The sequence below is a fragment of the Lysinibacillus sp. NPDC059133 genome (assembly GCF_042755925.1).
Taxonomy (GTDB): domain Bacteria; phylum Bacillota; class Bacilli; order Bacillales_A; family Planococcaceae; genus Lysinibacillus.
Genome location: NZ_JBHZDH010000039.1, coordinates 25787 through 39121, shown reverse-complemented (window position 1 = coordinate 39121; position 13335 = coordinate 25787). Strand labels below are relative to the sequence as shown.

General features: G+C 38.9%; 10 protein-coding genes. 9 read left to right on the top strand and 1 reads right to left on the bottom strand.

Going from position 1 to position 13335, the window contains the following annotated elements; all coding sequences use genetic code 11:
* Positions 1-129 precede the first annotated feature (129 nt).
* Together ACFXN8_RS18350 and ACFXN8_RS18345 are read left to right on the top strand one after the other, a co-directional pair.
* Positions 130-618: a methylated-DNA--[protein]-cysteine S-methyltransferase gene (locus ACFXN8_RS18350; RefSeq protein ID WP_376073453.1), complete on the top strand. Its 489-nt coding sequence runs from the start codon at positions 130-132 to the stop codon at positions 616-618.
* A gap of 302 nt (positions 619-920) precedes the next feature.
* On the top strand, positions 921-1319 hold the full coding sequence (locus ACFXN8_RS18345; protein ID WP_376073451.1) for a DUF378 domain-containing protein: 399 nt from the start codon (positions 921-923) through the stop codon (positions 1317-1319).
* Between the two features lie 218 nt (positions 1320-1537).
* Here ACFXN8_RS18345 and ACFXN8_RS18340 read toward each other — a convergent pair whose 3' ends face one another.
* Positions 1538-2707 carry a PucR family transcriptional regulator gene (locus ACFXN8_RS18340; RefSeq protein WP_376073449.1) on the bottom strand — a complete coding sequence of 390 codons (1170 nt, stop codon included), beginning with the start codon at positions 2705-2707 and terminating at the stop codon, positions 1538-1540.
* Positions 2708-2845: 138 nt separating this feature from the next.
* Here ACFXN8_RS18340 and ACFXN8_RS18335 point away from each other — a divergent pair, with 138 nt between their 5' ends.
* The 7 genes from ACFXN8_RS18335 to ACFXN8_RS18305 all read left to right on the top strand — a co-directional run bounded on the left by ACFXN8_RS18335 (position 2846) and on the right by ACFXN8_RS18305 (position 12786).
* Positions 2846-4090, top strand: a complete 1245-nt coding sequence (locus ACFXN8_RS18335; RefSeq protein WP_376073448.1) for a Zn-dependent hydrolase — start codon at positions 2846-2848, stop codon at positions 4088-4090.
* Between the two features lie 66 nt (positions 4091-4156).
* Entirely contained in the window at positions 4157-5560 is a 1404-nt protein-coding gene (hydA, locus tag ACFXN8_RS18330) for a dihydropyrimidinase (RefSeq protein WP_386847102.1), read from the top strand.
* Between the two features lie 639 nt (positions 5561-6199).
* Positions 6200-7576 carry an NAD(P)-dependent oxidoreductase gene (locus ACFXN8_RS18325; RefSeq protein WP_386847100.1) on the top strand — a complete coding sequence of 459 codons (1377 nt, stop codon included), beginning with the start codon at positions 6200-6202 and terminating at the stop codon, positions 7574-7576.
* A gap of 314 nt (positions 7577-7890) precedes the next feature.
* Positions 7891-9153, top strand: a complete 1263-nt coding sequence (preA, locus tag ACFXN8_RS18320; RefSeq protein ID WP_386847098.1) for an NAD-dependent dihydropyrimidine dehydrogenase subunit PreA — start codon at positions 7891-7893, stop codon at positions 9151-9153.
* Between the two features lie 108 nt (positions 9154-9261).
* A complete protein-coding gene (locus ACFXN8_RS18315; protein WP_386847096.1) occupies positions 9262-10782 on the top strand; it encodes an NCS1 family transporter in 1521 nt (506 codons plus the stop codon).
* 41 nt (positions 10783-10823) lie between these two features.
* Entirely contained in the window at positions 10824-11030 is a 207-nt protein-coding gene (locus ACFXN8_RS18310) for a hypothetical protein (protein ID WP_376073437.1), read from the top strand.
* 391 nt (positions 11031-11421) lie between these two features.
* Positions 11422-12786 (top strand): amino acid permease, encoded by a 1365-nt coding sequence (locus ACFXN8_RS18305; RefSeq protein WP_386847093.1) that lies wholly within the window; start codon positions 11422-11424, stop codon positions 12784-12786.
* The last annotated feature ends 549 nt before the right edge of the window (positions 12787-13335 follow it).

Sequence of the window (13335 nt, the reverse complement as noted above, 5' to 3'; positions counted from 1 at the left end):
TTCATAATGCCTTAAAAAATCAATTAGCATTAAATAGTAAGCCGACTGTTGAGGAAATCAAGAACATTGCAACACATTGGAAAGACTGGGAAGCTTATGCCACTTTTTATTTATGGAGGTCTCTATACGATGAAACAATATAAATTAGATTTTAACTCTCCCATCGGCATCATTGAAATTGTAGGTTCTGATACAGAGGTCTATTCAATAATGTTTTCAGAGCAAGATCAAATAGTAAATGTTCCTCAAAAAGATACACCTCAAGTTTTATTAGATTGCCAACAACAGCTACATGAATATTTCATCGGTGAGCGCCATGAGTTTACATTTTCTTATGATTTTGATGGTACTAACTTTCAAAAAGATGTTTGGAATGCTTTAACAAGTGTTACTTATGGTGAAACAGCAACATATAAAGAAATTGCCGTTTCCATCGGCAATGAAAAAGCTGTGAGAGCTGTAGGAAGTGCAAATGGCAAAAATAATTTAAGCATCGTCATTCCTTGCCATCGAATTATTGGCTCAAACGGAACATTAACAGGCTATGCAGGTGGGATGTGGAGAAAGGAATGGCTACTACAACATGAAAAATTGAATAGTAAGGGAATTAAGAATTAAATTTATGATGATCATCTCTACGTTTGGGTGATAAGCCATTTAAAAAGTGGTTTATTACCTTTGATTTTCTAACGTTCCTTTGTTTGTAACATAACTTAGCCTAGGAATACGTTTTGTATAAATAAGCGGCTATTGCTAAAAATAAGACCGTCAAAATGGGTGATTTAATTACTCGATAAGTATTTGTAATTTTACCACTTGTTATGACAGTTTTTTTGCAGTATCGACGCTTTTCATACATGTGAAGCATAAACTTCAAATGTATAACTGGCTTCGTATTTACAAGTGAAGGAGGTGTAAACATGAGCGTAGTTTATAGAATCGCTTTAGTGTTAGTCATCATAGGAGCAATCAACTGGGGACTTATAGGATTTTTTAGATTTGACTTAGTTGCCTATTTGTTTGGTGGACAAACAGCAGTATTGTCAAGATGGATATATGCATTCGTTGGATTAGCAGGACTAATATCCTTACCTGTGCTTATTATGCGATTTGATGGGGATGAAGACCTTAATCCTGATCTAAATCTTGATCAAGATCAAGATCATCATACTCGCATAGACAGAAATCCAAGCTATGGTATGGAATTTGGTGATGAAGCAGATTTTACGGCATTAAAAACAACTAATGTACTAAAAGAAGAAAAAAAGGATTCACATAGCAAAAATAAAACTAAAAACAAAAACAAAAACAAAAAATAACCCTTAGTTTATCGATATTACCCCAAAAAAACTGGTGACCATTTGGTTCGTCAGTTTTTTCGTTATGGCTAGGAGAAACATTTAGGGGGAAATCCGCAAAGATATAAGGGTGGGCACCCAGATAACGAAGCGGATTTTTACTAGAAGCTCTTTCATTCGTATGTCCCATTTGCCGTTATTACCTAGAAAGGCGAACGGAAATCTTATGGTGATAAAATTTATTGGTGTGCCAATACATCTTCAATCAAAAATGCGATATAGAGATTTGTTTTTGTAAATGGGTTACTTAAGTCCATATCTAATAGCGTTTCTATTTTTTTTATTTTATAAAGTACTGTGTTGCGATGAATAAATAGACGTTCACTAATCCTACGGGTACTACCATTTTCCTCGAGAAAAATGCGTAAAAATTGTATATAATCTGAGCTATGCAATTCATCATAGCGATAAAGCACACCTAAGATGTCTTGGCTGTATGATTTGATTAATGTTTGATTTTGCACGGCCATGATAATTTTGTAGGCACCAATTTCTTTATATTTATATAGGAAACGATTGTTATGAAGCTTTGCTAATTGGATTACTGTTAATGACTCATCATAGCTTTTGCGAACATTTCCAAGCTCTTTATGATAATTTCCTTTAGCAATGATAATATCCAAGTAACCATTTTTTTGCGTAATTTTGTCGTAAATTTCTTCAACAACTTTTGAGAAGGGAGTATTTGGCGCAATGATTTGTGCTCTGTCGATTAAAAAGATGAGGTGATTTTTATGCTTTAGTTTTAAGAAGCGTTTATATCTATTTTGAAATGCAAATTGGATCATGACCTCGTAACGGTCAATATTAGCTTGTGCACCATTTGTTGTACATGAAATGATGGCTAGCTCCCTACTTTGTGGAAAACCTAGTAGTGCTAATTGATCTTTAATGTAGTCGGCGTTTTGTTTGTAGTGAAACAGTAAGTTATAAAGAACCTTTTCTTCGATAGACAGCTCTTGATGGTGATTGGCGATAAATTGAAATGTTGTTTTTAATAAGTCTGCTATTCGATAATTCCAAGGCATGTGAAAAATAGGGAAATCATGTTCGTTGGCAAAAGAGATGACTGATTCTGGTGTATTTGGAATATAAGGACCAGTATTAATAATAAAGCCTGCTACTTTTTTAGAGAAAGCTAGTTTTACAAGCTGCTCTAAGGAATCTCCATCAGAAGATAAATTAATACCTGTAGTCACGACTAATTCATTAGGTCTACAAAACATAATTAAATCAATGCTTTCTACTACGTTAATCCCTGTAACTCTTCGATACGTTCCGTTATGTCCAGCTACTAATGTTAGCATTGGGAATTGAACTCCCTCTACAATTTTGCGAATTGTCCCCATTTTTTCCCCCCTTATTATGAACATAACTTATCATATATTATGTGCAGATGCACATATTTTTTTAGTTTGCTAGCTATATCTCATAATTTTTATCTTTTATAGAATGTGTATAACTACTGTGAAAGAGAGGACTTGCATATGTATAAGTGTAATAGTAGACGATTGCAAGAGTTAATTGAACAATTTAGTCAATTTGGAGCTACCAAAAATGGTGGCGTGACTCGTTTGTCTCTTTCGAATGAGGATGTACTAGCAAGAAACTATTTTTGTGAGTGTTGTGATGAATTAGGAATGGACATCAAAGTCGATGATATGGGCAATATTTATGCTATTCTCCCTGGGAAAAAGGATGTTCCTCCAATTGTGATGGGGTCGCATTTAGATTCCGTTGAAAAGGGTGGGAAATTTGATGGTGTATTAGGCGTTTTAACGGCTATAGAAGCCATTAGGACATTAAAGGAAAACGAAATTGAGCTAGATATCCCTATAATGATTGTTAATTTTACGAATGAAGAAGGTGCTCGTTTTGATCCTGCAATGATGAGCTCTGGTGTCATCTCAGCTAAATTTGAAAAAGAAAAAATGCTGCAATCTGTCGATAAAAATGGCACTAGTTTCAAAGAAGCACTGCAAGCGAGTGGTTATGAGGGAGATCAAGATAATCGTTTAAAGGAAGCTCTTGCTTATATCGAATTGCATATCGAACAAGGACCTGTTCTAGAGGCGAAGCAGTTGGAAATTGGCGTTGTTGAAGGTGTATTAGGTATGGTGTGCTATGAAATTACGGTTACTGGGCAGTCCAATCATGCTGGAACGACACCGATGACAATGCGTCAAGATCCGATGATCGTATCTTCAAAAATTATTACGTATTTACATGAAGAGCTCGGAAAAATCGATGAACAGTTAGTGTTTACCTTTGGCCGAATGAATGTTTCACCAAATATTCATACCGTGATACCGAACAATGTGACATTTACGATAGATTCACGTCATCAAAAACCAGAGATCATGCAAAAGGTAGAGGACATACTGAATAATCTTCCTACAGAGGATATGGGCTGTAGCATTAAGCCAGTAAAGCTATGGGGGAGAGATACAGTTTATTTTGATACTCATATTTGTAATGAAGTGGAAAGGGCTTGTCAGAGCTTCGGCTATACTGCTCATCGAATGTTTAGCGGGGCGGGGCATGATGCGCAATATATGGCAAGTATTGTTCCTTCAGCGATGATTTTCGTACCAAGTATTCAGGGTAAGAGTCATTGCGAGGAAGAAGAAACAACATTTGAGGATTGTGCGAAAGGAGCAGATGTATTACTTGAAACAGTGTTGACGCTGCAAACAAAGTTCAGTATGGGGGAGACCTACACGTTACATTAAGGTGGGTTTTCCTAACATTGTCATGATTGAGTATTCTCCATTATTTTACGAAGGGTGAGGGGCAGAATGAAAAAAATCATTAAAGGTGGACGAGTAGCAACAGCTGCAGATGTTTTTGAGGCAGATATTTTAATTGAAAACGGAAAAATTGTTCAAATAGGCAAAGATTTATCCGACGTGGGCGCAGAAATTATTGATGCTACTGGTAAAATCGTGATGCCAGGTGGGATTGATCCGCATACTCATTTAGATATGCCATTTAACAATACTGTGACTGATGATGATTGGAAATCTGGTACCATTGCAGCGGCTTTCGGTGGAACAACTACTATTTTGGATTTCTGCTTAACGGCTGGCGAGGATCAACTTTCAACTGCAGTTGAAAAGTGGCATGACAAGGCGAAGGGGAAATCAGCCATCGACTATGGATTCCATTTAATGATTGGTGATTTAACACCTGAAACAGAAGCCGAATTGCCAAAAATCTTAGAGCAGGAGGGCATTACTTCTGTAAAGGTGTTTATGGCTTATGCGAAAGAATTTCAAGCAACCGATCGCACCCTTTTTAAGGCTTTTAAAATAGCGAAAAACCTTGGTGCTATTGTTATGGTGCACTGTGAAAATGGTTCTGTTATTGATGAACTTGTAGAAGAGGCGCGACTTGCAGGTCATAAGGAGCCGATTTATCATGCGCTCACTCGTCCAGCTGAATTAGAAGGCGAAGCGACAAAACGTGCAATCGAGTTAGCACATATTGCTGGCGCTACCCTTTATGTAGTGCATGTAACTTGTAAAGAGGCAGTAGATGAGATCATTGCTGCGCGTGAAAAAGGTTATAACGTTTATGGTGAAACATGTCCACCATATTTAACTTTGGATCAATCTGCTTTAGCGCAACCTGGTTTTGAGGGTGCAAAATATGTTTGGTCCCCACCACTTCGCCCGAAATATCATCAGGATCATTTATGGAATGCTCTGAAAGCAAAACAACTACAAACAATTGGCTCTGATCAGTGCTCGTTTAGTTTCAAGGGTAAAAAACAGTTAGGATTAAATGATTTTTCTAAAATTCCTAATGGTGGGCCATTTATCGAAGACCGTTTCAGTATTTTATATTCAGAAGGTGTAGCAAAAGGGAAAATTTCTATCAATGAGTTTGTCGATATGATTTCCACAAGTGCAGCGAAAATATTTGGTTTATTCCCACAAAAAGGAACGATTGCGATCGGTTCTGATGCCGATATCGTTATTTTTGATCCAGAGGTTAAACGAGAAATCTCGGCTAAAACCCATCATATGAACGTAGATTATAACCCATATGAGGGGTGGGAAGTAACAGGTGAGCCAGTAAGTGTACTAGTACGTGGAGAATATGTCATTAAAAATAAAGAATTTGTTGGTGTACTAGGTAGCGGGCAATATATTAAACGTCCATTAAAAGCTACAACTGCAGAAGCACTAAACATTTAGCATTATCCCGTATTAACGGGCAGTAATACTCCTACCGCAAAAAATTTAGCAAAAGCAAAGAAGTTAGGTGGGAGATAAACTGCCAGTAAAAGCCCGATTCGTTCAACTAATAATCAGTGAGGTTGAAGAAAACCCCCCTGATTAAAGTTTCACTTTATGACCGATTGCTTTGAATGGAGAACAGAGCAATCGGTTTCGTAATACCTTCAATTAGCTACAGAAGACTATCTACCTCTATAGGTGGTGAGATGAATGTTGAATGTAGCTCTTTTTTCAATGGTGTAATTAATAAGGCTCATCACCAAAAGTTGTGGATGACATATATTCAAACGTATGCCATGTATATAGGTTGATTGGAGTGGAGGCTGGCGACTCCTTGCGGCTCATCGGACGCCCCCAGGAAGCTTTGCTCTGCGCGAAAGCGAAGCGTCAGCAACAAATGTTTTATCTGTGCGAAAGCGAAGCGACAGCAACAAATGTTTTATCTGTGCGAAAGCGAAGCGACAGCAACAAATGTTTTATCTGTGCGAAAGCGAAGCGACAGCAACAAAGCGCCCCGCGGAACGGAAATCAACCACACATTATGGTGACGAGCCATGATAGGAAGGAAAAAAATGAACATATGAGGGGGATGTGGAAATGGCTCTGAATCAAGAAAATACAATGTCCCAACAGTTAAAACGTAATTTTATGGAATTGACTAGCGGGATGACAAAGAATGAGGCAATTGAGGAATCCAATCGCTGTCTTTATTGTTACGATGCACCATGTATTAAAGCCTGTCCTACGAGTATTCAAATCCCGAATTTCATAAAAAAAATTGCATCAGGTAATATGAAGGGCTCTGCTACGACTATATTAGAAGCAAATCCTATTGGTGCAAGCTGTGCAAGGGTTTGTCCAACGGAGGAACTATGTGAAGGGGCGTGTGTGCTAAATTCCTCAACAAAGCCAATTAAAATCGGAGAGCTACAGCGCTATGCAACAGATTGGGCAATGGAAACGAATGCTCAGCTATTTAAGCAAGGGCAAAGCAATGGACAGAAGGTAGCGATTATTGGTGCAGGTCCCGCTGGTTTATCGGCTGCTCGTGAACTTAGTCGTTTTGGTTATCAGGTCACTATTTATGAAGCTGAATCGAAAGCTGGTGGCTTAGGGAGCTATGGTATTGTGTCGTTCCGTTTACCAAACGAAGTCGTTGATTGGGAAATTGAACAAATCGAAAAGCTTGGGGTGGAAATCAAAACAAATATAACTGTCGGTGTTGATATTTCTGCTGAAGAAATTTTGGAGCAATATGACAGTGTTATTTTAGCAGTTGGTATGGGAGCTGTGCCAAGTCTGGGCATTGAAGGAGAAGATTTAGACGGTGTGCATGATGCAATAGAGTTTGTCAGAAAGACAAAAATGGGACCGCTTACAAAAGATATTGTTGGGAAGCGAGTGGCTGTCATCGGTGCAGGAAATACCGCGATTGACGGTGCTACATGTGCAGTGCGATTAGGTGCTGACAATGTTCAAATTCTTTATAGAAGAACACAAAAGGAAATGACTGCGTACAAATTTGAATATGAATTTGCCAAGCAGGATAGTGTGGAGTTTAAGTGGCTAACAGCACCGAAAAAAATTATTGGCAATGAGTCAGGTGAGGTCGTAGGCATTGAATGTGTGAAAATGAAGCTCGGTGAAGCGGGTGCTGATGGTCGACAAAGACCTGAGGAGATTGAAGGGTCCAATTTTATTATTGAAGTGGAAGCTGTTATTAAGGCGATTGGGCAAACACGCTTTGTGTCACTGATTGAAGCTTTTGGCTTACAGCATACAAATGGCGTTGTCGATATTGATGAAACGACAATGCGAACTTCGAATGACAAAGTATTTGCATGTGGAGATGTCGTCTTTGGAAATGGCCAGGGCGAGGCGATGGTTGTAACAGCTGTACAGCAAGGAAAAGACGCAGCATACAAGATCCATGAACGTTTAACTTCTTTCAGCGGAAGTCTCCCACATCTATAGGTGGTGAGATGAATTCAGATTTAAGCTACTTTTCAACAGGTGTCCAAACACCCGCTGAAAGAAGTTAAAGCCTCCGGCGGATGTCACAGAATCGGAAAGGAGTTCACAGAGGATGTTAGCCTAAAATCATCGCATCCATGCGATAACGGCTAACTGACCTGCATCGGTAAAAACGCCACGTCCTGTGGCATTACCGAAATGACCGACCTCGTGTCGGCTCTCGTGCAGGCCTAAGCACAAAGCCGATTCCAGACACAATTATGCCGAGGCATAATTGATAAAACCAAGTGAGATTGCATAAGGGAGGAACTACTATGGCAGACTTACGCATTGACTTAGCGGGCATCAAATCGCCGAATCCATTTTGGCTTGCATCAGCACCACCAACGAATTCAGGCTATCAAGTACAACGCGCATTTGAAGCAGGATGGGGCGGAGCTGTATGGAAAACATTGGGGGACCCGATTTTAAATGTTTCTTCACGCTTTGCAGCTGTTAGCTTTAACGGACAAAGAGTAGCAGGCTTCAATAATATTGAACTGATTACGGATCGTCCGTTAGAGGTAAATTTACAAGAAATTTATGAAACGAAAAAAAGGTTTCCACATCACGCAATCATCGCTTCCTTAATGGTGGAGCCGAAGCAAGAAAAATGGCATGAGATTGTTAAACGAGTAGAAGATGTAGGGGTTGATGGTCTTGAGCTTAACTTTGGCTGTCCACATGGGATGGCGGAACGAGGAATGGGATCTGCCTCTGGTCAAGTACCTGAATTGGTGGAAAAGCAAACGTACTGGGTGAAAGAGGCAGCGAAAACACCAGTAATTGTGAAGTTAACGCCAAACATTACCGACATTACAGTAACGGCAGAAGCGGCTACAAGAGGTGGAGCAGATGCTATTAGTATGATTAATACGATTAACAGCTTAGCGGGTGTCGACCTAGATACATGGAATACAGTGCCTCATGTAGCAGGAAAGGGTGCACATGGTGGTTATTGTGGTCCTGCCGTTAAACCAATTGCACTCAATATGGTTGCAGAGTGTGCCCGTAATCCATTAATCAATGTTCCGATTTCGGGCATTGGTGGTATTTCCAACTGGCAAGATGCTGCTGAGTTTATATTAATGGGAGCTACGGGCGTGCAAGTTTGTACAGCGGCGATGCATCATGGCTTTAGCATTGTTGAGGATATGATTGATGGACTCAATAATTATTTAGATGATAAAGGTATTGCCTCTGTTATGGATTTAGTAGGTCGCTCAGTTTCCAGATATTCTAATTGGGGTGACTTAGATTTAAATTATAAAATCGTAGCTGAAATTAATAACGATGTTTGCATTAACTGTAACAAATGCCATATTGCATGTGAAGATACTTCGCATCAATGTATCGATTTATATTCAGAAAATGGTCGCCCAATGCTGAAAGTTCGGGAAGAGGACTGTGTAGGCTGTAATTTATGCTCAATCGTTTGTCCTGTAGATGGTGCTATTACAATGGTTGAACGCAAATCTACAGTTCCACCAATGACTTGGAATGAACGTCAATCTCTGATTAGTAGTCTATCAAAGTAAATAAAACTTTCAAATAAACTGAAATTCCACCTTCCTTTAGCATTTTCGTTGAAGGAAGGAATACCTCATGTAAGTTGTCACGAAAATTGGAAAAAAAGGAGAGATTATATGGAACGTGAAGGGAATTATTTAAAATCCCCAGATTTACTTCCAGTGACACATCAACAAAGAAATATTGGAACATTTGGTTTTGCAGTAATTTGGATAGGAATGGCAATTGTATTGGCGGCTTTTGCAATCGGTGGCTCAGCAATCATAAACTTGCCATTGCCAATGGTGATTTTAGCAACGTTGATTGGCTCTTGTTTAATTGGTGTATTTATGACGCTAATTGGTGATATTGGCATTGAACATGGCTTATCATTCCCAGTATATATGCGTGCTCCGTTCGGTACATTTGGTACACATATTCCTTCACTTGTCCGAGGTGTAACGGCTGCATGTTGGTTCGGCCTGAATACTTATTTTGGAGCATTAGCTATAAACGGCATTTTGAATTTATTATTTAGTTTTGATAATTGGTTTATCTGTTTCCTTGTCTTTGCAGCACTTCAGTTATTTAATACATCGCTAGGTATTAAATCTATTGAACGCTTTGCAGATTTGGCAGCGCCAGTAATTATTTTAATTTCATGCTGGATGTATTATACACTGGCAGATAATGCAGTAGCTCAAGGGAAAAATATTTGGACGTGGGTAGAAGCGCCAACAACAGGATTTACAGCCTTCACTGCATTTATGGTAGTGATCATGGCGAATATGGGATTTTGGTCGACACTAGCAGCCGATATGCCTTCACTTTCACGCTTCTTTAAAGCACCAAAAAATGAACGCAATTGGTTCAAACGCAATAAAACACAGCTAGTTGGCTCATTAATCGTCATGCCGGTTACAAATACGTTCATTGTGACAATTGGTGCTGTGTGCTATATGGCCGTTGCCTCTGCAGATCCTATCAATGCATTACAGCAAAGTGCAAGTGGCTTTATTTTAGGTATTTTATTGTTAATGATTGTATTAGCACAATGGTCAACTAACACCTCTGCAAATGTTATACCAGCGGCAACGATCTTCTCAAATATCGGTGGTCCTAAAGTGCCGTTTTGGGTTGGGGTTGTTATTGCAGGCATAATCGGTATTCTAGCACAGCCTTGGAGTTTATTTGATGTGTTAGTCAATGCACTTTTAATTATCGGGGGAATTTTAACAGCAATCGTTGGTATTTTATATGCTGATTATTATTTAATCCGTAAGCGTCGCGTGCATGTAAAAGCACTTTATGAATTAGATGGTCAATTTAAATATTGGAAAGGCTTTAACTTAGCTGGTTTAATCGCTTGGATTATCGGTGGTGCAGTGGCAAATATATTCTCCACTTATTCTTCATTAGTAGGATTCTTTGTAGGGGCACTTGTATATTATGTATTAGCGAAGTATTGGTGGTTCAAAAAATACCCTCAAGCTGAGCTTGCAGATCCAAGTGATACAAAATATTTAGGGATTACAGCTGGACACAATTTGGATGAACTATTTGGACAACAAGAAGCGCCTGCCCCAACTGTTGTTCCAGATGAGGATAATATCGTTGAACAACCAGATCCGCTGTTAGAGATAAAAGGTACTGAATAAAAATTAAACACCTAGATTTTCACGAAAGGTGAGGTGATTGCATGTCAGAACATCAACAAAGCACAGAGGAAATAAAAAAAGTGGATCATTATTTAGATAATGGCTTTAAAATCAAATATGTTTATGAAAATTTAAGTGGAATGTTTGTAGAATTCGCGCGCCAAGATGAGGTTAATTTGTTACAAATTCTAACAGCCGATGCACGCAAATACTTCTCTGCAAAACTCCAAGAACAGACGTCATTGTAGGAACAAAGTAAACTCTATTTCATTTGATGAAATAGAGTTTTTTTACGTATATTACTTTAAATTGATTCGTACACGGTTAAAGCAAGATAAAAATTGTTGCTACAACATTCAAAGTGACGGATAGAACCGCGGAAGTCGTGGATAGAACCTTCAAAGTGACGGATAGAACAGCCAAAGTCGTGGATAGAACCTTCAAAGTGACGGATAGAACAGCCAAAGTGACGGATAGAACAGCCGAAGATACAAATAGAACAAAAACTGCTCAGAATCCTTGTCTTATTACGATAAATTGTGTTTTTCCTAAAAATACAATTGTGTTTTCCACAGGAATTTATTATTATTATTATAAAATAATTCATCGTAGAAAGAACTTCGAAAAGAGGCGTAATTTGTGGCAAATAAAGAATTAAAAAGGGGATTAGATGCACGTCATATCCAAATGATTGCTCTTGGAGGTACTATTGGCGTGGGCTTGTTTATGGGGTCTGCTAGTGCCATTCAGTGGACAGGGCCTTCCGTGCTTCTTGCATATGCTATAGCAGGTATATTTATTTTTTTCATTATGCGTGCAATGGGAGAAATGCTTTATATGGAGCCGAGTACGGGTTCCTATGCAACATTTGGCTATAAATATATACACCCATTAGCCGGTTATTTAACTGCGTGGAGTAACTGGTTTCAATGGGTTATTGTTGGGATGTCAGAGATTATAGCAGTAGGAACATATATGCAATACTGGTATCCTGATTTACCTGCATGGATTCCGGGATTAATTGCAATGGTTATTTTAGGTGTTGCCAACTTTATTTCTGTTAAAACTTTTGGAGAATTTGAATTTTGGTTTGCTATGATTAAAATTGTGACAATTGTTTTAATGATTATTGCAGGCTTTGGTCTTATTTTCTTTGGGATTGGTAATGGAGGCGTGGCAATCGGATTATCGAACCTTTGGAATCATGGAGGCTTCTTTACAGGCGGGTGGACAGGTTTCTTCTTTGCGTTATCATTAGTAGTTGCAGCCTATCAAGGTGTTGAGCTCATTGGGATTACTGCGGGAGAAGCGAAAAATCCTCAAAAAACTATAACGAATGCGATCCAAAGTATTATTTGGCGTATTTTAATATTTTATATCGGGGCAATCTTTGTCATTGTAACAGTTTATCCGTGGGATGAATTAGGTACGATTGGTAGCCCATTTGTTGCAACTTTTGCAAAGGTTGGAATTACCGCTGCGGCAGGTATTATAAATTTTGTGGTCATTACAGCAGCGATGTCAGGCTGTAATAGTGGAATTTACAGTGCTGGGCGTATGCTATATACGCTTGCCATGAATGGACAAGCACCTAAATTTTTTGCGAAGCTTTCTAGAAATGGTGTTCCAATATTCGGTACAGCAGGTGTGCTACTTGGTTTGTTCATCGGCGTTATTCTAAGTTATATTGCACCAGGAAATTTATTTGTATATGTATACAGTGCAAGTGTATTACCAGGGATGGTTCCGTGGTTTATTATTTTAATCAGTCAAATACGATTTAGAAAAATAAAAGGTGAACAACTTTCCAAGCACCCATTCAAAATGCCCTTTACACCATTTACAAACTATATAACGATTGCCTTCTTAATAATGGTACTAATCGGTATGTGGATAAATGATGATACTAGAGTTTCTCTTATTGTGGGAATTATTTTCTTAGTTCTTGTGATCATGAGCTATTATGTTTTTAGAATTGGAAAAGATCGTCCTGTTAATAAATAATGATAAAAGGGTGTATTTCTATTATGAGATACATCCTTTTTATTTTTGTGATAAAGGTTTTGCCTTTCTGCAGAACGGGGGGGATTTCCGTTCCGACTGGGCGCTTTGTTGTTGCTGACGCTACGCTTTCGCACAGCTAAAACAATTGTTGCTGACGCTACGCTTTCGCACAGAGCAAAGCTTCTTGGGGGCGTCGGGGCAACAGGATGTTGGTCACGAAGGCGTTATCACAGGACGTGATGCTTTTAGCCTTCGTTCCTCTATTGCTAATCCCTGAGGAGTCGCCCAGTCTCCACTCCAATCAACCATTTCGCTAAGTATGTATCTTCTGGCATATCACTCTAATTTAAAGTGGTGAAGCGACAGCAGCAGTGTTATATGTGCGATAGAGGAGTGCTAACGTAGCGACGTACCAACGTAAGCAGAGAAATTGGCTCGCCACATGCCCATAGGAAAGAGAGTGCTTGGAACGGAAATTATCCTATTTAAAGCACCAAATTTTGTTTTACAGCACTACAAAAGGGACACTCCATTAATAATTGGATTGTC

Excerpts from the sequence above, each read along its gene's own strand:
- hydA (WP_386847102.1), top strand. The coding sequence starts at position 4,157 with ATGAAAAAAATCATTAAAGGTGGACGAGTAGCAACAGCTGCAGATGTT.
- ACFXN8_RS18335 (WP_376073448.1), top strand. The coding sequence starts at position 2,846 with ATGTATAAGTGTAATAGTAGACGATTGCAAGAGTTAATTGAACAATTT.
- preA (WP_386847098.1), top strand. The coding sequence starts at position 7,891 with ATGGCAGACTTACGCATTGACTTAGCGGGCATCAAATCGCCGAATCCA.
- ACFXN8_RS18350 (WP_376073453.1), top strand. The coding sequence starts at position 130 with ATGAAACAATATAAATTAGATTTTAACTCTCCCATCGGCATCATTGAA.
- ACFXN8_RS18315 (WP_386847096.1), top strand. The coding sequence starts at position 9,262 with ATGGAACGTGAAGGGAATTATTTAAAATCCCCAGATTTACTTCCAGTG.
- ACFXN8_RS18310 (WP_376073437.1), top strand. The coding sequence starts at position 10,824 with ATGTCAGAACATCAACAAAGCACAGAGGAAATAAAAAAAGTGGATCAT.
- ACFXN8_RS18345 (WP_376073451.1), top strand. The coding sequence starts at position 921 with ATGAGCGTAGTTTATAGAATCGCTTTAGTGTTAGTCATCATAGGAGCA.
- ACFXN8_RS18340 (WP_376073449.1), bottom strand. The coding sequence starts at position 2,707 with ATGGGGACAATTCGCAAAATTGTAGAGGGAGTTCAATTCCCAATGCTA.
- ACFXN8_RS18325 (WP_386847100.1), top strand. The coding sequence starts at position 6,200 with ATGGCTCTGAATCAAGAAAATACAATGTCCCAACAGTTAAAACGTAAT.